We start from the raw sequence: 19,549 nt of genomic DNA, 5'->3' as shown, positions 1-19,549 counted from the left end.
ACCGGGGCATCAACGGACGGTGGCGACGTCAACGACGACGGCACCAACTGAGGCAACTGTGAATCGGTCATGAACAAAACCTCCTACGGTACGTCGTTCACAACCACTCTGGCACTAAGGGTCCGCCGCGAAGTGTCGGGCACCAGGGCGCGGCTATCGGTTCACCACGACGGTGGAGAAGTCCTCGTCGCCGTGGCCGGCGTCCTGCTGCGCCTCCAACGACGCCAGGGCGGCGGAGACGGCGGGCAGGTCCTGGTCCGCGGACGCGAGCATCAGGCGGGCGTCCTTGGCGATGGCGTCGGCGGTGAAGTCGCCGGGCGAAGTAGAGCGCTCGCCAAGTAGGAACGGCGACTTCATGTTCACGATGAACTCCAGGCCGGTGGAGCCGAGCATGTCCACCACCTGCTCTTCCGACAACCCCTGGGACTCGCCCAGGACCAGCGCTTCCTTGAAGCCTTCGATGGTCACGGCCAGGGCGAGGTTGGCCAGCAGTTTGCCCACGGCGGCGCCGGCGGCGGTGTCCACCTCCTTGAGCCGCTCAGGATTAGCGGCGGCCCAGGGGGCAACGACGTCGGCGACTTTAGATCGTCGAGAAGCATCGGCGCCTCCGGCGTACACGCCGAGCTTGCCGGCGCGCGCGGGCGGGAGCGAGCCGACGACCGGGGTGTGCACGTAGCCGGGCACGGCGTCGGCGAAGGAGGCGGCGTCCGCGGGGGAGATGGTGGTGGCATCGGCCCAGGTCACGCCCTCGGGGATGAGCGCGGGCTCGATGACCACCTCACGCACGATGTCGGGGCCGAACAGGCAGGTGATCACCAGCTCGGCGCCCTCGACGGCTTCCGTGGGGGTCGAAGCAGCGGTAGCCCCGCGCGAGACCAACGGTTCGGCTTTCTCGGCGGTGCGGTTCCATACGGTCAGTTCGTGGTCGTCGACGAGCTTGAGCGCGAGCTCCGTGCCCATGCGACCGAGGCCTAAAAACGCGATTTTCATATGGCCTAGGATAGACAACCATGACTGCGGAAAAGCCGACTTCAGCTAACACCCAGCGCTCGCACGAACTGTTCGAGCGGGCGCAGAAAACCACCCCGGGCGGCGTGAACTCGCCGGTGCGCGGTTTCGGCTCGGTGGGCGGGCAGACCCGCTTCATCCAGAGCGCGCACGGCTCGAAGCTTGTGGACGTGGACGGCAACTCGTACGTGGACCTGGTGTGCTCCTGGGGCCCGATGGTGCACGGCAACGCCCACCCGAAGATTGTCGAAGCGGTGGAGAAAGCCCTGCGCAACGGCCTGAGCTTCGGCGCGCCCACGGAGGCGGAGATCCAGATCGCGGAGCACATTGTCAAGCGCACGTCGGTGGAGGAGGTGCGCATGGTCAACTCCGGCACGGAGGCCACCATGTCCGCTGTCCGCCTGGCGCGCGGGTTCACGGGCCGGCCGAAGATCATCAAGTTTGAGGGCTGCTACCACGGCCACGTGGACGCGCTGCTGGCGTCTGCGGGCTCCGGCATCGCCACGTTCTCCCTGCCGGATTCCCCGGGTGTCACCGGCGCGCAGGCGCAGGACACCATCGTGGTGCCGTACAACGACATCGAGGCGGTGGAGCGCGCGTTCCGCGAGAACGAGGGCCAGATCGCCGCGGTGATTGCGGAGGCGGCTGCGGGCAACATGGGCACCGTCGCCCCGCGTAACGACTTCAACGCCAAGCTCAAGGAGCTCGCGCACCTCAACGGCGCGCTGTTGATCCTGGACGAGGTGATGACGGGCTTCCGCACCTCGTATGCCGGCTGGTACGGCGTGGACAACGTCGCGGGCGACTTGACCACCTTTGGCAAGGTCGTCTCCGGTGGCCTGCCGGCGGCGGCGTTCGGCGGCCGCCGCGACATCATGGAGCACCTCGCACCGAACGGCCCCGTCTACCAGGCGGGCACCCTGTCCGGTAACCCGGTGGCGATGGCATCCGGCCTGGCCTCGCTCGAGTTGGCCAGCGAGGACATCTACCCCACGCTGAACAACAACGCGGATTTGCTGGAGCGTTTGCTTCACGACGCCCTCACGGCCGAAGGCGTCACCCACCACATCCAACGCGCAGCGACCATGCTCTCCATCCGGTTCGGCGAGGGCGAGGGACACAACTTCGCCGACATGCAGGCCGCCGACACGTTCCGCTACGCCCCGTTCTTCCACGCACTGCTGGACGCTGGCGTGTACGCGCCGCCGAGCGCGTTTGAGACCTGGTTCGTCTCCACCGCCCTGACGGACGAGGACTTCGGCCGCATCGAGGACGCACTGCGCGGCGCCGCGAAGGCCGCCGCGGCGGCTAAACCCGCGGAGGCCTAAATGACGAAGACGACGGTGCACCTGGTGCGCCACGGCGAGGTGTACAACCCGAAGAAGATCCTCTACGGGCGCATGCCGGGCTACCACCTGTCTTCCCGCGGCAACTCCATGGCCGTGGCCACCTCGAAGTTTTTCCGCGGCCGCGATGTGGTCTACCTTGCGGCGAGCCCGCTGGAGCGCGCGCAAGAAACTGCCCGCCCGATCGCGGAGGTCACCGGCTGCGAGGTGGACACCCGCGAGGACATCCTGGAGGCGGGCAACACCTTTGAGGGCCTGCGCACGAAGGGGTGGCGCTCGCAGCTGATCAACCCGATCCGCTGGCGGCACATGACCAACCCGTTCGAGCCGAGCTGGGGCGAGCCCTACCAGGAGATCTTCGAGCGCATGTGGTCCGCGGTCGAGGATGCCCGCGGCAAGGCCGACGGCCACGAGGCCGTGCTGGTCAGCCACCAGCTGCCGATTGTGATGGTGCAGCGCCACCTGCAGGGCAAGCGCCTGGCGCACGCGAGCCGCAACTGCGACCTGGCCAGCGTGACCTCACTTGTGTTTGACGGCGACAGTGTTGTTGACTGGGCCTACAACACCCCAGCCCAGCACATTTGAGAGGTACTATGCGCAAGCTTTTCGCCGCGCCGCTTTGCGCGGCCGCGCTTTTGCTGGCTGCCTGCTCCGGCGCGGACAACGGCGGCAACTTCGCGTTCCACTCGCCGGGCGGGCAAACTGAAATCTTCTACGAGGAGGCGGACCGCAAGCCCCTGGCCGGTTTCGAGGGCGAGTCGCTTCTCGACGAAGACCAGACCATCGCCCTGAGTGATTTCGACGGCGAGATTGTCGTGCTCAACGCGTGGGGCCAGTGGTGCGCGCCGTGCCGCGCGGAGGTGGACGACCTGCAGCAGACGCAGGAACACCTCCAAGCACAGGGAAACGGCACCGTGCTGGGGATCAACGTACGCGACCCGAACCCGCAGATCGCGCGGGATTTCCTGGCGGATAACGGGGTGACCTACCCGTCCATCTACGACCCGCCGTTTAAGACCGCCGCCAACTTGGGCGGCGTGCCGTCCTCGGTGATCCCGACGACGATCGTGCTGGACAAGCAGCACCGCCCGGCGGCGGTGTTCCTCCGTGAGATCACCGCGGACGATCTGCTCGAGGTCATCGACCGCCTCGACGGGGAGGCCTAGGTGGGCTTCGCCGATCTTGTCGCCGACGGCCCGCTGCTGCTCGGCCTGCTCGCCGCCGCGGTTGCCGGGTTAGTCTCCTTCGCCTCCCCGTGCGTGATCCCGCTGGTGCCGGGCTACATCTCGTATCTGACCGGCGTGGTCGGCGGCGAGATGACGCTGGATGAAAAGGGCGCGCGCGTGTCCCGCAAACACTGGGCGGTTGCCGGTGCCGCCCTGCTGTTCATCGCCGGGTTCACCGTCGTGTTTCTGCTTGCCACCGTCACGGTGTTCGGCGCGGTCAGCGCCATCGCGCTCAACGCGCAGACGCTCACCCGCATCGGCGGGGTGGTCACCATCCTCATGGGCCTGGTGTTCATGGGGGCTGTGCCCGCGCTGCAAAAAGACACCCGCTTCCAGCCGAAGAAATGGACCACTATCATCGGCGCGCCCCTGCTCGGCGGGATCTTTGCGCTCGGCTGGACACCGTGCCTGGGGCCGACGCTGGGCGCCATCATCTCGGTGTCCGTGGGCACCCAGGGCTTCACCGCGGCGCGCGGCGTGCTGCTCGTCATCGCGTACTGCATCGGGCTGGGTTTGCCGTTTCTGCTTGTCGCGTTCGGCTCGTCAAAGGCCGTGCGCAGCATCGACGTGCTGCGCCGCCACTCCCGCGGCATCCAGATCGCCGGCGGCATCGCCATGATCGTTGTCGGCATCATGCTGCTCACCGGCGCCTGGGACGCGTTTATCGGTTGGTCGCGCCAACTCGTCGACGGATTCGGAGGGACGATCATCTAAATGAAGACGGCACAGACCTGGCTGAAAAAGGCGTGGCACTGGCTCACCAGCATGCGCACCGCCTTGATGCTGCTGTTCGTGCTGGCCGTGGCGTCCATCCCGGGCGCGCTTCTGCCGCAGCGCACCGTGTCGTCCTCGCTGGTGGACGATTACCTCAAGGCCAACCCCACCACCGGCCCCATCTACGACAAGCTGCAGCTTTTCGACGTCTTCCAGTCCACGTGGTTCCTCGCCATCATCCTGCTGCTGACCATCTCCCTGGTCGGCTGCATCATCCCGCGCTCCATCGACCACTGGCGCGCGTACAAGGCCAAGCCGACGCGCGCGCCCAAGTACTTGGGGCGCATGCCGCACCACGTGGAGGGGGAGGTTGCGGGGGCGCCGGAGGACGTCGAGAAGCAGTTGCGCAAGCAGCTGAAACGCTGGCACGTGGCGTCCTACAAACCGGACGAGGACCGCGCCGGGGCGTTCTCGATTTCCGCGGAGCGCGGCTACACCCGCGAGCTGATGAACCTGATTTTCCACATCGGCATCGTCGCCATGATCCTCACCTTCGTGGCCGGCCGCATGGTCTTCTACGAAGGCCAGGTCATCGTGGTCACCAACTCCGAGGCCGAATCCGCGGTGCCGGTGGAGCAATCGCGGGTGTTCTGCAACACTTCGCCCGCCAACTTCGACGTCTTCCGGGCAGGCCCGCTTTTCGACGGCACCGGCCTGACCCCGTTTTGCTTCGAATCCCAGAACTTCTCGGCCACCTACCTGAATAACGGGCAGGCCAACGAGTTCTCCTCCGACATCACCTACACCGACGACCTGTCGGTCCCGCAGGAGGAGTGGACGCCCACGAGCCTGGCGGTGAACCACCCGCTGCGCGTGGGCGGCGACCGTGTCTACCTGCAGGGCCACGGCTTCGCCCCGCAAGTAACCATCACGTGGCCGAACGGGGAGACCCGCACGCAGATGATGCAGTTTCGGCCCACTGACGTGTTCACGTTCCTGTCCTCCGGCGTGATGCGCTTCGACCCGCCCGCCGGCATGTACCCGGACCTGGCGGAGCGCCGCCAGCACCAGATCGCCATCGAGGGCAACTTCGCGCCCACCGCCCGCTGGGCCGGGCCGAACGGCGACCAGCTGCAGTCCGCGTTCCCCTCCATGGACGACCCGGCAGTGTCCGTGGACGTCTACGTCGGCGACGCAGGCCTGGACACCGGCCGGCCGCAAAACATCTTCGTGCTGGACCAGTCCCTGGTGGCCGACGGGCGCCTGGAAAAGGTCTCCCGCGTCCAGCTCACCCCCGGCTCCGAGGCCACCGTGGACACCGGCGACGGCGAGGTGCGCGTGCGTTTCGACGGCGCCGCCGAGTACGCCAACTACCAGATCTCCCGCGACCCGATGCAGGTGTGGGCGCTGGTCTCCACCGCGATCATGCTCGGTGCGCTCGCCGGCTCGTTGGCCATCAAGCGCCGCCGCGTGTGGGTAAGAATTCGCCCGGGTACCTCGGGCCACACCCACGTCGAAATCGCCGGGCTCGCCCGCACCGACCGCGCCGGGTGGGGCCGCGAATTCGACGACATCGCCGCCGCCATCCTCGGGCTCGACCCCGACGATGATGAGGGCGAGCAGGGGGAGTTCAACCCCTATGACCTTTGATAACGCCTGCTAGTGGGGTAGGTTATGGGCATGCTCGTCAACACAACCATGGCGGAGCTGTCTGACCTGACGTTCCGCACCGCATTCATCGTCTACATCGTGGCGCTGATTATGGCGTTCATCTACTACGGCCGCGTCAACAGCGTCATCGAAGCGCGCCGCGAGGCCCTGGCGGAGCAGAAGGTGCTGGTTGGCGCTGGGGGACCGGAGGTCGTCGAGAAGCAAAAGCCCGACGAGGACATGATCGCCAACGCCCGCAAATGGGCTGGCATGACCCAGGCGCTTGTCTGGGTCGGCGTGGCGCTGCACCTGGTGGCGTTTGTCACCCGCGGGCTCGCCGCCGGGCGGTTCCCGCTGGGCAACCTGTACGAGTACATCCTGTTCATGACCGCCGTGATCATGGTCGTCGCCGCCGTAGTGGTGCAGCGCAAGAACTGGCACACCGTCTGGCCGTGGCTGCTGTTCCCCATGGTCATCGCCATGTTCTTGAACTCCACGGTGTTCCACATGCAGGCAGCCCCCGTGGTGCCGGCGCTGCAGTCATACTGGATGCCAGTGCACGTGTCTACGGTGTCCATCGGCGCGTCCGTGGGCCTGGTCTCCGGCGTGTTCGCCCTGCTGTACCTGCTGCGCATGTGGCAGCCGCGCGGTAAAGAGCACGGATTCCTGGGTGCGATCCTCCGCCCGCTGCCGGACGCGAAAACGCTGGACCAGATCGCGTACAAAACCGCGGTGGTGACCCTGCCGCTGTTCGGCATCGGCATCGTCTTCGGCGCGATTTGGGCCGAGGTGGCCTGGGGCCGTTTCTGGGGCTGGGACGCCAAAGAAACCGTCTCCATGGTCACCTGGATCCTCTACGCCGCCTACCTCCACGCGCGTGCCACGGCCGGCTGGAAGTCCACCGCCGCCGCCTGGATCAACGTCTTCGCCATGGCCATGACGATCTTTAACATGACCTACGTCAACACCGTGGTCGCTGGCCTGCACTCCTACGCGGGGCTGAACTAGTGAAGGTCCTGATCACCGGCGGCGCCGGCTACATCGGGTCCTCTATCGCGTCGTGCTGCGCGGACGCCGGGATTACCCCGGTGATTGTGGACGACTTCTCCACCGGCCTGCGCGTCTTCGGCCAGCGCTTCGCCTGCTACGAGGGCGACGTCGCCGACGTTGATCTGCTGGAGCGGGTGTTCGCGGAGCACCCGGACATCGACGCTGTAATCCACTGTGCCGCCAAGATCGTCGTGCCCGAGTCGGTGGAGCAGCCGTTGGTGTACTACGACAACAACGTGGGCAAAGCCATCACGCTGTTGTCGGTGATGGAGCGCTTCGGCGTGCGCCGCTTCGTGCTGTCGTCGACGGCGTCGATGTACGAGCCGGGGCCGGAGTACATGGTGGACGAAACCAGCGCCGTGGACCCGCAGAGCCCGTACGCGGCGTCGAAGTGGCTGCTGGAGCGGGTGCTTCGCGACGAATCCGCCACCGGCCGCCTCGGCGTCGTCGCGCTGCGCTACTTCAACCCGATCGGCGCCGACCCCGCGCTGCGCACCGGCCTGCAGAACCCGCACCCCACCCACGCGATGGGCAAGATGATCGAGGCCCACGCCGCCGGCGAGCCGTTCACCGTCACCGGCGTGGACTGGCCCACCCGCGACGGCTCTGGCCTGCGCGACTACATCCACGTCTGGGACCTCGCCCGCGCGCACGTCGCGGTGCTGCAGCGCTTCGACTCCGTGGTGGGGGATTTAGGCTACGACGTGATCAACCTCGGCACCGGCCAGGGCACCACCGTCTTCGAGCTCGCCGAGGCGTTCGGCGAAGCCACCGGCACGCCACTCGAGGTCCGCACCGGCCCCGCCCGCCCCGGCGACGTCGTCGGCAGCGCGTCGCGCACCGACAAAGCGAAGTCTGTCCTGGGGTGGTCCGCGGAGCGCTCGCTTGTCGACGGCGTCCGCGACGCCCTCGCCTGGTCCGAGAAACTGCCCGCAGTGCTCGCCGAGGAAGAGGGCCTGAAGGAGGCCGGCCGATGAGCGACGCCCACCACAAACCCCGCAACAAGCAGGGCAAACCCGCAAGCGACGACCCGGTGCTGATCGCCCTCGGGGAGCAGATCGCCTCCCGGCGCCGCGCCGCCGGCCGCCTCCAGCAGGACGTCGCCGACGCCGCCGGGGTCTCCCGCTCCACGCTGCACACCATCGAGCACGGTGGCGCCGGCGTGCGCTGGGAGAAGGTCATCGCCGTGGCGGCCGAGCTCGGCCTGAAGGTCGGGTTCACCGAGGCGTAGGGGGTTCCGCGGGCAGCCGCCGGCCGCCGCGCCTGGGACTCCCGGCCGCGTTCCGCCCCGCCGCTGACACAAAGCGAATCTGTCAGGCAGGCCCTATTTCCCCAGGTCGGCGCAAACGGCTGCCGTGATCTGTCAGGAATCTGGCGCCTTTTCGAAATTTGTTCACTCTCAGGCTCGTCGCGAGTGAATAGATTTCGGGCGACCGGGTCGCGACCTGGGGAAATGTGGCCCGCCGCCCCGAGAAATGGGCCCGAAACCCGAATTTGTTCACTGGGCTAGTGAACAAATCTGGATAGGGTCCGCCTAGCCCCAAGTATCTAGCTGTCGTCGCGGCGCCGGCGGCGTTCTTCTTCCTCCCTGCGCTTGCGCTCGGCCTCTTCACGAGCGCGGCGCTCCTTGAACCGGTTCTTTTCGATGTTCCAGAGGAACTCTTCGTCGTCGTCCGGGCCCTTAATCACGGGTTTTTGCTCCACCTGCCGCTGCGAACCGCCGCGCAGCGACCCGTAGCGCTCGGCGGAGCCGGGGCCGAACGCGCGCCAGAGCAGCACGGCGGCCAGGACGACCAATGCGAGGAGTAGCAACCTTCCCATGGTTTTAAACATACTTGGCCACCGGATAGGGTGAACAACCGTGACTGATCAACGTTCTCCGCAGGTAGACCCCGGGGCGAAATCGAGGGCGAACAAGGCCGTGGCCATCTACGGCTTGGACCGCCTGCTTTTGTTCATCGCGCTGACGGTGGTGATCCAGCTCGCCGCGGTGCTCATTGGCGCGCCGGTGCCGGTGATTATGTCGGCGCTGCTGGCGCTGATTGTGGCGTTCCCGCTGTCGATGCTGCTGTTTAAGCGCCACCGCATTGAGGCGAATGAGGCTGTCGCGGAGCTGAAGCACCAGCGCCAGGCGCGCAAGGACTGGATCCAGTCGGAGCTCGCCGAACGCTAGCTCGCTAATCGACGCACCAAAGGTTTAGTCCCGCCTCAGCTCATGGCTGAGCGCCTCCAGCTCCCCACCCCCGGCCATCCGGTGGGTCAGCTCCTCGAGGGTGACCTGGGACCGTGGTGCGTCGAGCTCCTGGTGGCCGAGCTTCAGAATGGTGAAGTGGTCGCCCACCAAGAATGCGTGGTGGGGGTTGTGGGTGACTAACACGACGGCGATGCCGCGATCGCGGGCGGCGGCGACCATGCGCAGCACCGCCCCGGACTGTTTCACGCCAAGCGCTGCGGTGGGCTCGTCAAGGATCAGCACGCGGGCGCCGAAGTAGACGGCACGGGCGATGGCGATGACCTGGCGTTGGCCGCCGGAGAGGTTGCCGGCCTCGACGTCCACGTCGGGGATGTCAATGCCCATCTCCAAAAGCTGCTCGGAGCAGATCCGTTTCATCTTCGCCTGGCGCAGCACACCGAGCGCGCCGGTGAGTTCCTGGCCGAGGAAGAAGTTGCGCCACACGCTGAGCTCGTCGACGATCGCCAGCGTCTGGTGGACGGTGGCGATGCCAGCGCTGATGGCGTCGCGGGGGGAGGTGAGGGTGGTGGCGGAGCCGTCGATAAGCATGGTGCCCGAAGTGGGCGTGTGCAGGCCCGACAGGATTTTGATCAGGGTGGATTTGCCGGCGCCGTTGTCGCCGAGCACGCAGGTGACTTCGCCTTCGCGCACGGCGAGGTTGACGCCGCGCAGTGCCTCGAAGCTGCCGTAGGACTTGGTGATGTTTTCCAGTTCGATGACAGCCACTTAGCGCCCCTTGGTGTATTTGGCGAAGGAGGTGTTCGCGAGCACCGCCACCAGCAGTGTCGCGCCGAGGAAGAACTTGAACCAGTCCGGGTTCCAACCGGCGTAGACGATGCCCTGGTTGGTCATGCCGAAAATCAGCGCGCCGATGGCGGTGCCGACGGCGGTGCCGCGCCCGCCCGTCATGGCGCAGCCGCCGATGACCGCGGCGATGATGTAGAGGAACTCGTTGCCCACGCCCTGGCCGGCCTGGATGGAGTCGAAGGCGAACAGGGTGTGCATCCCAACGAACCACGCGGCGAAGCCGACGCCCATGAACAGCAGAATCTTCACGCGGCGCACCGGCACGCCTACGGCGCGGGCGGCCTCGGCGTTGCCGCCGACAGCGGTGATCCAGCCGCCGAGCTTGGTGCGGAACAGCACGAACGACGCCACGGCGACGAAGAAGATCCACCACAGCACGGTGACCGAGATGCGCACGTTGCCGATGTGGAAGTTGCCGGCGAACACGGCGTGGGCGGACGGGAAGCCCTCCATGTCCGCGATGGTGGGGGTGGCCACCTGGCCGGTGACCAGCTTCGTCACCGCCAGGTTCAGGCCCTGGAGCATGAGGAAGGCAGCCAGGGTGATCAGGAATGAATCGATGCCGGTGCGCGTGACTAAAAAGCCGTTGAGCGCGCCGATGGACAGCGAGATTCCCAGCGCCAGGAACGCGCCCACCCAGGAATTTAGGTGCAGGTTGTAGTTGAGCATCGTCGCGGCGAGCGCGGCGGTGGTCACGGCCACACCGGAGGAGAGGTCGAACTCCCCGCCGATCATGAGCATGCCCACCGCCAGCGCCACAATCCCCAGGGTGGAGCTGGCGTACAACGTGGTGGCCAGCGCCTCAAACGAGCGAAACGCCGGCGCCACGGAGAGGAAGAAGACGAAGATCGCGATGAAGCCGAGCAGGCTGGCAAACTCCGGGCGGCGGATCAGGCGCGCGAACCCGGTGCGGGTTTTCAGGCGGTCGTCCCTCATCGCATACCTGCCTTCGCTGCCTCTTCGACCTTGTCCACGTTTGTAGTATCCACGAAGCTCGGGCCGGTGTAGACCGGGCGCCCGCCGCCGAGGGTGCCGCCGTTACGTTTTGCAATCCACAGCGAGTCCACGGCCAGGTAGCCCTGCAGGTACGGCTGCTGGTCCACGGCCCACGCCACGCGCCCGTCCGCGATGGCGCCGACGAGCTCCGCGTTGGTGTCGAAGGTGGCCACCTGCGCCTGCGCGCCGGACTGGTTCACAGACTCCACGGCGCGCATCGCCACCGGCGCCTGCAGCGCAAACACGGTGTCGAAGGAGCGGTCCTGGGAAAGCTTGGAGGAGATGGTGGACTGCACCGAGGTGAGGTCCTGGCCGTTGACGTACAGCAGCTCCACTGCGCCGCCGCCGAGGCCCTCGCGAACACCAGCGCAGCGCGCCTCCTGGGAGGAGTTGCCCTGCTCGTGGATCACGCACAGCACCTTCTTCTTGCCCTCATCCTTGAGGCGCTCGCCGGCGGCGCGGCCGGCGACGGTCTCGTCCTGGCCGAAGAAGCCGGTCATCCCGTAGTCCTGGTACGCGGTCATGCCGGCGTTGAGCCCGACGACGGGGATGCCGCGGTCCACGGCGTCGCGCGCCGCCGGGCCGATCGCCTCGGCATTCGGCATGGTCACGGCGATGCCGTCCACGCCCGCGTCCACCGCCGAGCGCACGAGGTTCGCCTGGTTGGGCGCCTGCGGGTCAGAGGAGTAGCGCAGTTCGATGTTGTCCTTCTTCGCGGCGTCCTCGGCGCCCTTGCGCACGAGGTCCCAGTAGGTGTCGCCGGGCGCGCCGTGGGTGACCATCGCCACCACGTACCGCGGGGTGTCCACACCGCCCGCCGTGCCGCCGCCGTTTTCGTTGCGGGGGGCTCCGCCTGTCGACGAGCATCCGCCCAACACCGCCACCACCGCAAGCAACACGGCGGCCACTGTTTTCCGCGCCTTGTTCATTGCCAAAGTGTGAACCACTCCACTCGCCTCCGTCAAGCGCAGGGAGTTTTTTCGCTAGAACACCCCGGCGATGAGCAGCATCGCGGGCAGCGCCAGGAACGTGGTGAGGAAGACGGTGTCGCGGCAGATCACTTCGCCGGAGCGGTACGTCGCGGCGTAGTTGTACACGTTTTGCGCCGTGGGCAGCGCGCACAGGATCAGTGCGGCGTACATCTCTTGGCCGTCAAGGCCCAGCAGCCTAGCGACGACCCACGCCACCGCCGGCATGCCCACCAGCTTCAGCGCGGTGGCGGTAAGGGTGGGTCCGCGGTGGCTCTGCAGCACCTTCTCGCCGGTCAGCGAGGCGCCGAAGCTCATCAGGATCAGCGGGATGGACGCCCCGCCCAAAATCTCCAGCGGCGCGAGCACCGGCTCCGGCACCGTCCAGGACGCCGCGGAGACGGCGAAGCCTGCGAACGCCGCGACCACCACGGGCGCGGTCAGGCCGGCCACCACGGACTTGCCGACGCCCTTCGCGCCCCGGTCCAGCCCCGCAATGACGATGGGGGAGAGCACCGCCATCTGGAGGACGAGGGCGGGCACGACGAAGGTGGCGTCGCCAAGCACATAGGTCGCGATGGGCAGGCCGATGTTGACGGAGTTGTAGTAGCTCGAGGACGCCGCGCCCGCCATCGTCTCCGCGGCGTCCTGGTGGAAGAAGACCGCACTGATCGCCCAGTAGATGAGCATGGTCACCACCGTGGCGACGGCGATGACCAGGATGACCGGGGAGAAGAACGCGTCCGTGTCCGAGACCGCCACCGAGGAGAAGATCAGCGACGGGGTGGCCACGTAGAACGCTATGCGGTTGAGCTGCAGGCGCTCCTCGCCCGGCCCGATGACGCGCTTGTGCGCGAGCCACCACCCCGCCGCGATGACGGTGAAGATGATGGCAAAACCGGTGAGGACGTCAAGCATGCGGCTGAGTGTATCGCTGGGGGTGGTCGCGTTTGGGAATGCGGCAAATATTTGCCACATTCCCAAACGCAACACTTAGGACAACGGCGCGTACGGCACGGCCTCGCCGATGCCGCTGAACCCGCCCCAGAACGACCAGCCGAACCATGCGAACGCCACCGCGGTGACCACGGCCCACAAAAGCATCGTCTTGCCGTTGAGCCCCAGCACCGGGATCAGCTCCGCACCAGAAGCGCCGCCGCGCACCTTCTGCACGCTCGCCACCGCCAGTGGCAGCGCCACCAGTGCCGCAAGCGCAGACACGGTGGTCATCGACAGCACCACGGAAATGAAGAACGGGAACAAAGTCAGGACGGTGAAGAGGGTGCGCGCTTTATCGTCGCCAAGCCTTACTGCGAGTGTGCGCTTGCCGGCGGCCGCATCGGTGGGGATGTCGCGGATGTTGTTGGCCAGGTTCACCGACGCGGAGATCGCGCCGATGGCCAGCGCGCACAGGAAGCCTTCCCACGACACCATCCCGGACTGGGTGTACTCGGTGCCCATCACGGCGACGAGGCCGAAGAACACGAACACCGAGACCTCGCCGAAGCCGGAGTAGCCGTACGGGCTGTCGCCGCCGGTGTAGAACCACGCCGCGGCGATGCACAGCGCGCCCACCAGCACGAGCCACATCGCGCCCGCCACCGCGGACAGGATCACGCCGAACACAGCGGCGGCGCCGAACGCGATAAACGCCGCCAGCTTTACCTGCTCCGGCGCGGCCAGCCCGGAGCCGGTCAGGCGCGTCGGCCCGGTGCGGTCGTCGTCGGTGCCGCGGATGCCGTCGGAGTAGTCGTTGGCGTAGTTGACGCCGATGATCAGCGCCCACGCCACCAGAAGCGCCAGCACGGCGCGGCCGGGGTGGGCCTGCAAGGTCAGGGCCGCCACGCCGGTACCGGCGATGACGGGGGCGAATGCGTTGGGCCAGGTGTGGGGGCGGGCGGCTTCCCACCAGTCGCGGATAGTGGCGGTGTTAGTCCCAGTATCAGTCATGCCCTCCATCATGCACCCTCCCGCGCCGGTGGGCTAGGGTAATGCGCCATGTGGATTGACTACGCCGTGCGGCAGGGGTTCGTGGCCACCGGCGCATTCGTTCGTCTCCCGTTGCTGCTCAACGCGGCGCACAACTCTGACAAGCGCTTCCCGGAAGACGGCGAGACCGTCATTTCTTTGACCACCCACGGCACCCGTTTGCGCTCCGCGGCCGCGGCGATCGCGTCGCTTCTGGTGGGTACGGTGCGCCTGCCGGTGCACCTGTGGCTGGATCCCGTGGATTTTCACGCCCGCTGGCCGGAGTCGCTGCAGGCGCTGGCGGATCGCGGCCTGCAGGTGCACGAGTCCACCGGCGGCTTGGGCCCGCACACCAAGTATTACGGCACGTTCCAGCGGTACCCGGACCGCAACGTCATCACCGTCGATGACGATGTGCTTTACCCGCGCACCTTCGCGCAGAAGCTTATCGACGCCCCGCCGGCCACCACCATCACCGCCTACCGCGCCCACAGAGTCGTGCTGGATGATAACGGCATCGCCCCGTATAAGAAGTGGAAGCCGGTGCGCAGCGCCGAGCCGTCGATTTTGCACTTCGCCACCGGCGTGGACGGCGTGCGCTACCCGAAGGAGATGGTGCGCTACGTCGCCGAGCGCGGCACGGAGTTTTTGGACCTCGCCCCACGCGCCGACGATGTGTGGCTGAACCACTGCGCCCTGCGCGCCGGGTTCCCGGTGAAGCAAGTTTCGGAGCGCTCGGCGAACTTCCCGCTGGTGCCGGGTTCGCAGCGTGTGCGCCTGTCGCGGGTGAACCTCTCCGGTGGCAACGACGTCCAAATCGCGGCGACGTATTCGGCGGAAGATGTAGCCAAGCTGCGCGCCGCGGAGTAGCGTTTGGCCGGTGAATGACACAGCCTCCACGAGGTGGCTCGGCCCCGCGCAACTAACTGCGCTGGGCTTTCTAGCTCTGATCCTCACCGGCACAGCGCTGCTTTCCATGCCGTTCGCCTCCGCTGACGGCGCGCCGACGGCGCTGGTGAGCGCGCTGTTTACCGCCACGTCCGCGACCACTTTGACCGGCCTGGTTACCGAGGACACCGGCAGTCACTGGAGCCTGGCCGGACAGCTCATTGTGCTTGCCCTGATCCAGGTGGGCGGCCTAGGCATCATGAGCATCACTTCGCTGACCGGCATGCTGCTCACCGGCAGGGTGAAGCTGCGCTCGCGGTATTCCACGGCCGCTGAGGGGCGGCCGATTTTGGATGGTGGGGTGAGGCGGACGCTCGTGGCAACGCTGCTGCTCACCTTCTTCTTTGAGGGGGCGGTGGCGGTGATCTTGGGCATTCGCTTCGCCACCGTCTACGGCATGGCGCCGGGGCGTGCCGCATACGAGGGCGTGTTCCACGCGATTTCCGGGTTCAACAACGCCGGCTTTGGTCTGCGTTCGGACAGCCTGGTCTCCTACAACACGGATGGGTGGATCCTCATCCCGTTGGCGGGTGCGTTGATGATTGGCGGGCTGGGCTACCCGGTGCTCTCCGAGCTGGTGCGCCGCGGCCGCGAGCGGGTGCGCGGTCTGGTCCACGGCGCGCCGGTGAGCTCGCGGCGGTTGTCAATCACCACCCGCATGACGCTGAAGGCGACCGCGTTTCTGGTGGTCAGCGCCACGCTTATCATCGCGCTGCTGGAGTGGCGCGGCTTCCTCGCCGGTATGCCAGCCAGCGTCAAGTGCCTCAACGCGTTCTTCTCCGGGGTGACACCGCGCACCGCGGGGTTCAACTCTGTCGACTACGCCGAGGCGCACCCGATCACACTGATGGTCACGGACATATACATGTTCATCGGCGGCGGGTCCGCGGGCACGGCCGGCGGCATCAAGATCACCACCGCGACCGTGCTGCTAGCGGCCATGCTCGCGGAATTCAAAGGCCGCGACGCCACCACCGTGGGCCACCGCACCGTGCCAAAAAGTGTGGTGCGACAGGCGATGACGGTGGCCGCGGCGGGACTGGTAGCGGTGACCGCAGGCGTAGCTACGCTGCGTATTTGCGACCCCCAGTTCACCGCCGACCAGGTCAACTTCGAGGTCATTTCGGCGTTTGCCACCACGGGGCTTTCCACCGGCATCACCGCGGATTTGTCCACCCCGTCCCAGCTCGCGCTGTGCCTGCTGATGTACCTCGGGCGCATCGGCCCGTTCACACTCGTCGCAGCGCTGGCGCTGCGCACCGTTTCCCGCAGGTTCGACTACCCCACAGAAAGGCCGTTCATTGGTTAACTTCCCCCGTTTCACGTCCACGCAGCGTTTGAATATCCCGCCCGTGGTGGTCATTGGCCTGGGCCGTTTCGGCGGTGCGATCGCCCAGGAGCTCACCCGCTACGGCGTGGAGGTCCTAGGCGTCGACGCGGATGAGCGGCTGGTACGCGAGCATGCGCCTTTGCTTACCGACGCCACCGTCGCCGACACCACCGACCCCGAAGCCTTACGCCAGCTCGGTGTTCACGACTTCAAACGCGCTGTACTCGGCATCGGCTCCGCGCTGGAGGCGTCCATCCTGACCGCCTCCAACCTGGTGGATCTAGGGGTGCCCGACATTTGGGCGAAGGCTGATTCGGAGTCCCACGCCCGCATTTTGCAACGCCTCGGCGTGCACCACGTGGTGCGCCCGGAGCACGACACCGGCCGCCGGGTGGCGCATCTGCTCGGCGGGAGGTTCCAGGATTTCGCAGAGCTGGCGGAGAACTACGGCGTGATCAAGATGGCCCCGCCGCGTGCGCTGCTGTCCGGCCCCTGCGACGCGGAAAAGCTGTGGGACAAGCACCGCGTGCAGGTGGTCTCCGTGCGCAACAGCAACGGCGAGTGGCAGCCGTTTGTGCCGGGCCAGGAGCTCTCCCCGTCGAACCTGATTGTGATGGCGGGTGCGCCGGACGACTTAGAGCGTTTCTCCCAGCAGTAGGGGCATGTGGCAGTCTTTGGACCAGTTCTGCTGGGAGTGGTTCTGTCTCAGCTGGTAAGTCTCAGTCCATCTGCAGCACGGTGCGAAGTTCCGCGAACAGCTCCGGGCGCAGCCGGTGGAGGACCGACCTGCCCAGGCGGCTCTTTTCTAGGAGCCCGGCCTCGGTAAGTTTTTTGAGGTGGTGGGAAACCGTCGGTTGGCTTAGCCCAGAGCGTCGCGTCAGTTCGCTCACGGTCATCGGCTCGCAGCCCTCTTCGGCGAGCCAGGAGAGTAGTTGCAGCCGGCCGGGGTCCGCCAAAACTTTGAACAGGGCCGCGTAACGCGTCGCGTCGTCTGCGGAGAGCAAGCCGGAGCCCAGCGAGCAGCAGTCGAGGCCAGTGACTGCTGTCGTGGCGACAGAATCTTTCATGCTTCCTACCTTTTCATATTGACAGCGATAAATGTGGCTTTTAGTGTTCGTATTGATAATCGTCAATAGATAAGGATTCCAGATGGAAGACACAACCTCTCAGCCAGTAGAGCGCATGTCATTTCTTGACCGCTTCCTGCCGGTGTGGATCATGCTCGCCATGGCGGCGGGCCTCGCCATCGGCCGCGCAGTGCCGGGGCTTTCGGGCGTACTCGAGCGCCTGGAGGTCGGCGGGATCTCGCTGCCGATCGCGCTCGGCCTGCTGGTGATGATGTACCCGCCGTTGGCCAAGGTGCGCTACGACAAGACCCGCGAGATCGCCACCGACAAACGGCTCATGACCGTGTCCATCATCTTGAACTGGATTGTCGGCCCCGCGTTCATGTTCGCGCTCGCCTGGATCTTCCTGCCCAACGAGCCTGAGCTGCGCACCGGCTTAATCATCGTCGGTCTGGCGCGCTGCATCGCCATGGTGCTGGTGTGGTCCGACCTCGCCTGCGCCGACCGGGAAGCCACCGCCGTGCTTGTGGCCATCAACTCGGTGTTCCAGGTGCTCATGTTCGGCGTGCTCGGCTGGTTCTACCTGCAGGTCCTTCCGTCTTGGCTGGGCCTGGAGACCACCTCGGTGGAGTTCTCCTTCTGGGCGATCGTCTCCTCCGTGCTCGTCTTTTTGGGCATCCCGCTGCTGGCCGGGCTGCTGTCCCGCATCATCGGCGAGCGCACCAAGGGCCGCGACTGGTACGAAAACACCTTCCTGCCCCGGATCTCCCCGCTGGCGCTGGTCGGCCTGCTGTACACGATCGTGCTGCTGTTTTCGCTGCAGGGCGACCAGATTCTGTCCAGGCCGTTGACCGTGGCCACGGTGGCGCTGCCGCTGCTGTGCTACTTCGTGGGCATGTTCGCTGTGGCTCTTGTAGTGGCAAAGCTGTCCGGCATGGACTACGCCCAGTCCGCCTCGGTGGCATTCACGGCCGCCGGCAACAACTTCGAGCTCGCCATCGCGGTGGCCATCGGCACCTTCGGCGCCACCTCCGCCCAGGCGCTGGCGGGCACAATCGGCCCGCTCATCGAGATCCCGGTGCTCGTCGGCTTGGTCTACCTCATGCGCGCCATCGGCCCGAAACTGTTCCCCGGTGACCCAACCCTGCCTAACCAAAGGAGCCTTACATGAAGCCCTCAGTCCTGTTCGTCTGCGTCGGCAACGGCGGCAAGTCCCAGATGGCGGCGGCGCTCGCCGAGAAGCACGCTGGTAGCAAGCTCGGCATCCACTCCGCGGGTACCAAACCCGGCACGAAGCTGAACCAGGAATCGGTCGAAGCGATCGCAGAGGCTGGCGCCGACATGTCGCACGGAACGCCCAAACCCATCGATCCGGAACTGCTGCGCAACGTCGATCGCGTCGTGGTGCTCGGCGAAGACGCGCAGGTGGAGATGCCTGACGGCGCCCGCGGCACGCTGGAGCGCTGGCACACCGACGAACCCTCGCACCGCGGCATCGAGGGCATGGAGCGCATGCGCCTGGTGCGCGACGACATTGACGCCCGTGTGCGTTCGCTTATCGACGAGCTAGTAGGAGCCGTACATTAGCTCGCTTGCTGGGTGCGCAATCCATCAATGAACACGTCGACGAGCCAGGCGCGCCTGCCCGCGAACGCTTCCTCCGCGGGCTCGGGCAGCGGGCGTGAGAGCGCGATGATGGCGAAGTGGAACGACAGGTAGTCGAGGTCCGGGGGGCACAGTTCGTGCTGTTTGGCTTGCGCAAGTAGCGGGTCGTAGATGGCTTGCAGCTGCGCGGTGGCGACAGCCCTGTCTTCGTGCGACAACGTGGGTAGCAGTTTGGGCAGGATTTCCTGGCCGACGGCGGGGAAGTTCAAGTTCACCATCTCGCCGATCGCGGAACGCCAGGTGTCTTCGGGTGCGTCGGGGAAACGCAGGAGGTGCTTGTCCACCACGTCGCGCATGCTGTTCATGATGTGTTCGAGCACCGCGCGGAAGAGCTCGTCCCTGTCGGGGAAGTGGCGGCTCGCGGTGGCCACGCCCACGCCTGCCTCCTTAGCGATGTTGCGCAGCGACACGCCAGGCCCCATCTGGGCGATGAGCGTGGAGGCGACCTCCACAATCGCTTGACGGTTTTCGGCAGCATCTTTTCGCATGACCCGCAGCTTACCGTTGACGCGCCAGAAGTGGAACAGTATGATCCATTTGTGTAATTGAAACACACTGTTCCATTTGGAGGAG

Annotated in this window: 23 protein-coding genes; 14 read left to right on the top strand and 9 right to left on the bottom strand. The window is 66.4% G+C overall.

Features of this window, described 5'->3' with window-relative positions; all coding sequences use genetic code 11:
• Nucleotides 1-153: 153 nt before the first annotated feature.
• Nucleotides 154-990: an NAD(P)-dependent oxidoreductase gene (locus MHY23_RS08395; RefSeq protein WP_239307162.1), complete on the bottom strand. Its 837-nt coding sequence runs from the start codon at nt 988-990 to the stop codon at nt 154-156.
• Between the two features lie 20 nt (nt 991-1,010).
• Between MHY23_RS08395 and hemL the strand changes: the two genes are divergently transcribed.
• The 8 genes from hemL to MHY23_RS08355 are packed head-to-tail and all read left to right on the top strand — an operon-like array spanning nt 1,011 to nt 8,225.
• The gene (gene hemL / locus MHY23_RS08390; protein ID WP_239307161.1) at nt 1,011-2,336 is read left to right on the top strand and encodes a glutamate-1-semialdehyde 2,1-aminomutase; all 1,326 of its coding nucleotides are present in this window, start codon (nt 1,011-1,013) and stop codon (nt 2,334-2,336) included.
• Nucleotides 2,337-2,939, top strand: coding sequence for a histidine phosphatase family protein (locus MHY23_RS08385; RefSeq protein ID WP_239307160.1), 603 nt, complete (start codon nt 2,337-2,339; stop codon nt 2,937-2,939).
• Nucleotides 2,940-2,947: 8 nt separating this feature from the next.
• A complete protein-coding gene (locus MHY23_RS08380) occupies nt 2,948-3,520 on the top strand; it encodes a TlpA disulfide reductase family protein (RefSeq protein WP_239307159.1) in 573 nt (190 codons plus the stop codon).
• Nucleotides 3,521-4,294, top strand: a complete 774-nt coding sequence (locus MHY23_RS08375; protein WP_239307158.1) for a cytochrome c biogenesis CcdA family protein — start codon at nt 3,521-3,523, stop codon at nt 4,292-4,294.
• Nucleotides 4,295-5,944, top strand: coding sequence for a cytochrome c biogenesis protein ResB (locus MHY23_RS08370; protein WP_239307157.1), 1,650 nt, complete (start codon nt 4,295-4,297; stop codon nt 5,942-5,944). It abuts the gene before it with no gap.
• A gap of 30 nt (nt 5,945-5,974) precedes the next feature.
• On the top strand, nt 5,975-6,952 hold the full coding sequence (gene ccsB / locus MHY23_RS08365; RefSeq protein WP_239307156.1) for a c-type cytochrome biogenesis protein CcsB: 978 nt from the start codon (nt 5,975-5,977) through the stop codon (nt 6,950-6,952).
• Entirely contained in the window at nt 6,952-7,971 is a 1,020-nt protein-coding gene (gene galE / locus MHY23_RS08360) for a UDP-glucose 4-epimerase GalE (RefSeq protein WP_239307155.1), read from the top strand. The genes ccsB and galE overlap by 1 nt, the downstream gene beginning before the upstream one ends.
• Nucleotides 7,968-8,225, top strand: a complete 258-nt coding sequence (locus MHY23_RS08355; RefSeq protein ID WP_239307154.1) for a helix-turn-helix domain-containing protein — start codon at nt 7,968-7,970, stop codon at nt 8,223-8,225. The genes galE and MHY23_RS08355 overlap by 4 nt, the downstream gene beginning before the upstream one ends.
• Before the next feature lie 317 nt (nt 8,226-8,542).
• Here the strand turns inward: MHY23_RS08355 and MHY23_RS08350 are convergent, their stop codons facing one another.
• Complete coding sequence (locus MHY23_RS08350) at nt 8,543-8,815, bottom strand: hypothetical protein (protein WP_181889724.1); 273 nt, start codon at nt 8,813-8,815, stop codon at nt 8,543-8,545.
• 40 nt (nt 8,816-8,855) lie between these two features.
• Between MHY23_RS08350 and MHY23_RS08345 the strand changes: the two genes are divergently transcribed.
• Nucleotides 8,856-9,167: a DUF4229 domain-containing protein gene (locus tag MHY23_RS08345; protein WP_083290284.1), complete on the top strand. Its 312-nt coding sequence runs from the start codon at nt 8,856-8,858 to the stop codon at nt 9,165-9,167.
• Between the two features lie 24 nt (nt 9,168-9,191).
• Here the strand turns inward: MHY23_RS08345 and MHY23_RS08340 are convergent, their stop codons facing one another.
• The 5 genes from MHY23_RS08340 to MHY23_RS08320 all read right to left on the bottom strand — a co-directional run bounded on the left by MHY23_RS08340 (nt 9,192) and on the right by MHY23_RS08320 (nt 13,957).
• Entirely contained in the window at nt 9,192-9,953 is a 762-nt protein-coding gene (locus MHY23_RS08340) for an ATP-binding cassette domain-containing protein (RefSeq protein ID WP_239307153.1), read from the bottom strand.
• Complete coding sequence (locus MHY23_RS08335; protein WP_239307152.1) at nt 9,954-10,970, bottom strand: ABC transporter permease; 1,017 nt, start codon at nt 10,968-10,970, stop codon at nt 9,954-9,956.
• Nucleotides 10,967-11,959 (bottom strand): substrate-binding domain-containing protein, encoded by a 993-nt coding sequence (locus MHY23_RS08330; RefSeq protein ID WP_239307151.1) that lies wholly within the window; start codon nt 11,957-11,959, stop codon nt 10,967-10,969. Before MHY23_RS08330 ends, MHY23_RS08335 begins: the two co-directional genes overlap by 4 nt.
• Nucleotides 11,960-12,013: 54 nt before the next feature.
• The gene (locus MHY23_RS08325; RefSeq protein ID WP_239307150.1) at nt 12,014-12,916 is read right to left on the bottom strand and encodes an AEC family transporter; all 903 of its coding nucleotides are present in this window, start codon (nt 12,914-12,916) and stop codon (nt 12,014-12,016) included.
• 75 nt (nt 12,917-12,991) lie between these two features.
• Nucleotides 12,992-13,957 carry a 1,4-dihydroxy-2-naphthoate polyprenyltransferase gene (locus tag MHY23_RS08320; RefSeq protein WP_239307164.1) on the bottom strand — a complete coding sequence of 322 codons (966 nt, stop codon included), beginning with the start codon at nt 13,955-13,957 and terminating at the stop codon, nt 12,992-12,994.
• Between the two features lie 39 nt (nt 13,958-13,996).
• Between MHY23_RS08320 and MHY23_RS08315 the strand changes: the two genes are divergently transcribed.
• From MHY23_RS08315 to MHY23_RS08305, 3 genes are read left to right on the top strand one after another with little or no spacing between them, the layout of a single operon-like run.
• On the top strand, nt 13,997-14,836 hold the full coding sequence (locus MHY23_RS08315) for a glycosyltransferase (RefSeq protein WP_239307149.1): 840 nt from the start codon (nt 13,997-13,999) through the stop codon (nt 14,834-14,836).
• Nucleotides 14,837-14,846: 10 nt separating this feature from the next.
• A complete protein-coding gene (locus MHY23_RS08310) occupies nt 14,847-16,223 on the top strand; it encodes a TrkH family potassium uptake protein (RefSeq protein ID WP_070475261.1) in 1,377 nt (458 codons plus the stop codon).
• Nucleotides 16,216-16,902: a TrkA family potassium uptake protein gene (locus tag MHY23_RS08305; RefSeq protein ID WP_070475260.1), complete on the top strand. Its 687-nt coding sequence runs from the start codon at nt 16,216-16,218 to the stop codon at nt 16,900-16,902. The genes MHY23_RS08310 and MHY23_RS08305 overlap by 8 nt, the downstream gene beginning before the upstream one ends.
• A gap of 61 nt (nt 16,903-16,963) precedes the next feature.
• On the opposite strand, the gene MHY23_RS08300 is transcribed toward MHY23_RS08305, so the two are convergent.
• Nucleotides 16,964-17,311: a helix-turn-helix transcriptional regulator gene (locus tag MHY23_RS08300; RefSeq protein ID WP_070475259.1), complete on the bottom strand. Its 348-nt coding sequence runs from the start codon at nt 17,309-17,311 to the stop codon at nt 16,964-16,966.
• A gap of 115 nt (nt 17,312-17,426) precedes the next feature.
• On the opposite strand from MHY23_RS08300, the gene arsB reads away from it, so the two are divergent.
• Complete coding sequence (arsB, locus tag MHY23_RS08295; RefSeq protein ID WP_179154867.1) at nt 17,427-18,482, top strand: ACR3 family arsenite efflux transporter; 1,056 nt, start codon at nt 17,427-17,429, stop codon at nt 18,480-18,482.
• Nucleotides 18,479-18,898: a low molecular weight phosphatase family protein gene (locus MHY23_RS08290; protein ID WP_070475257.1), complete on the top strand. Its 420-nt coding sequence runs from the start codon at nt 18,479-18,481 to the stop codon at nt 18,896-18,898. The genes arsB and MHY23_RS08290 overlap by 4 nt, the downstream gene beginning before the upstream one ends.
• Here the strand turns inward: MHY23_RS08290 and MHY23_RS08285 are convergent.
• Nucleotides 18,895-19,464: a TetR/AcrR family transcriptional regulator gene (locus tag MHY23_RS08285; RefSeq protein WP_179154772.1), complete on the bottom strand. Its 570-nt coding sequence runs from the start codon at nt 19,462-19,464 to the stop codon at nt 18,895-18,897. The genes MHY23_RS08290 and MHY23_RS08285 overlap by 4 nt on opposite strands.
• Between the last annotated feature and the right edge of the window lie 85 nt (nt 19,465-19,549).

Source organism: Corynebacterium sp. ACRQP (genome assembly GCF_022345915.1).
Lineage (GTDB): Bacteria > Actinomycetota > Actinomycetes > Mycobacteriales > Mycobacteriaceae > Corynebacterium > Corynebacterium lehmanniae.
Note: the sequence above shows the minus strand (reverse complement) of the source record. Positions and strands in the feature narration are given on the sequence as shown.

Excerpts from the sequence above, each read along its gene's own strand:
- MHY23_RS08380 (WP_239307159.1), top strand. The coding sequence starts at position 2,948 with ATGCGCAAGCTTTTCGCCGCGCCGCTTTGCGCGGCCGCGCTTTTGCTG.
- MHY23_RS08325 (WP_239307150.1), bottom strand. The coding sequence starts at position 12,916 with ATGCTTGACGTCCTCACCGGTTTTGCCATCATCTTCACCGTCATCGCG.
- MHY23_RS08335 (WP_239307152.1), bottom strand. The coding sequence starts at position 10,970 with ATGAGGGACGACCGCCTGAAAACCCGCACCGGGTTCGCGCGCCTGATC.
- arsB (WP_179154867.1), top strand. The coding sequence starts at position 17,427 with ATGTCATTTCTTGACCGCTTCCTGCCGGTGTGGATCATGCTCGCCATG.
- MHY23_RS08370 (WP_239307157.1), top strand. The coding sequence starts at position 4,295 with ATGAAGACGGCACAGACCTGGCTGAAAAAGGCGTGGCACTGGCTCACC.
- MHY23_RS08330 (WP_239307151.1), bottom strand. The coding sequence starts at position 11,959 with ATGAACAAGGCGCGGAAAACAGTGGCCGCCGTGTTGCTTGCGGTGGTG.
- MHY23_RS08350 (WP_181889724.1), bottom strand. The coding sequence starts at position 8,815 with ATGGGAAGGTTGCTACTCCTCGCATTGGTCGTCCTGGCCGCCGTGCTG.
- MHY23_RS08395 (WP_239307162.1), bottom strand. The coding sequence starts at position 990 with ATGAAAATCGCGTTTTTAGGCCTCGGTCGCATGGGCACGGAGCTCGCG.
- MHY23_RS08285 (WP_179154772.1), bottom strand. The coding sequence starts at position 19,464 with ATGCGAAAAGATGCTGCCGAAAACCGTCAAGCGATTGTGGAGGTCGCC.
- MHY23_RS08300 (WP_070475259.1), bottom strand. The coding sequence starts at position 17,311 with ATGAAAGATTCTGTCGCCACGACAGCAGTCACTGGCCTCGACTGCTGC.
- MHY23_RS08290 (WP_070475257.1), top strand. The coding sequence starts at position 18,479 with ATGAAGCCCTCAGTCCTGTTCGTCTGCGTCGGCAACGGCGGCAAGTCC.
- hemL (WP_239307161.1), top strand. The coding sequence starts at position 1,011 with ATGACTGCGGAAAAGCCGACTTCAGCTAACACCCAGCGCTCGCACGAA.
- MHY23_RS08385 (WP_239307160.1), top strand. The coding sequence starts at position 2,337 with ATGACGAAGACGACGGTGCACCTGGTGCGCCACGGCGAGGTGTACAAC.
- MHY23_RS08315 (WP_239307149.1), top strand. The coding sequence starts at position 13,997 with ATGTGGATTGACTACGCCGTGCGGCAGGGGTTCGTGGCCACCGGCGCA.
- MHY23_RS08320 (WP_239307164.1), bottom strand. The coding sequence starts at position 13,957 with ATGGAGGGCATGACTGATACTGGGACTAACACCGCCACTATCCGCGAC.
- ccsB (WP_239307156.1), top strand. The coding sequence starts at position 5,975 with ATGCTCGTCAACACAACCATGGCGGAGCTGTCTGACCTGACGTTCCGC.
- MHY23_RS08355 (WP_239307154.1), top strand. The coding sequence starts at position 7,968 with ATGAGCGACGCCCACCACAAACCCCGCAACAAGCAGGGCAAACCCGCA.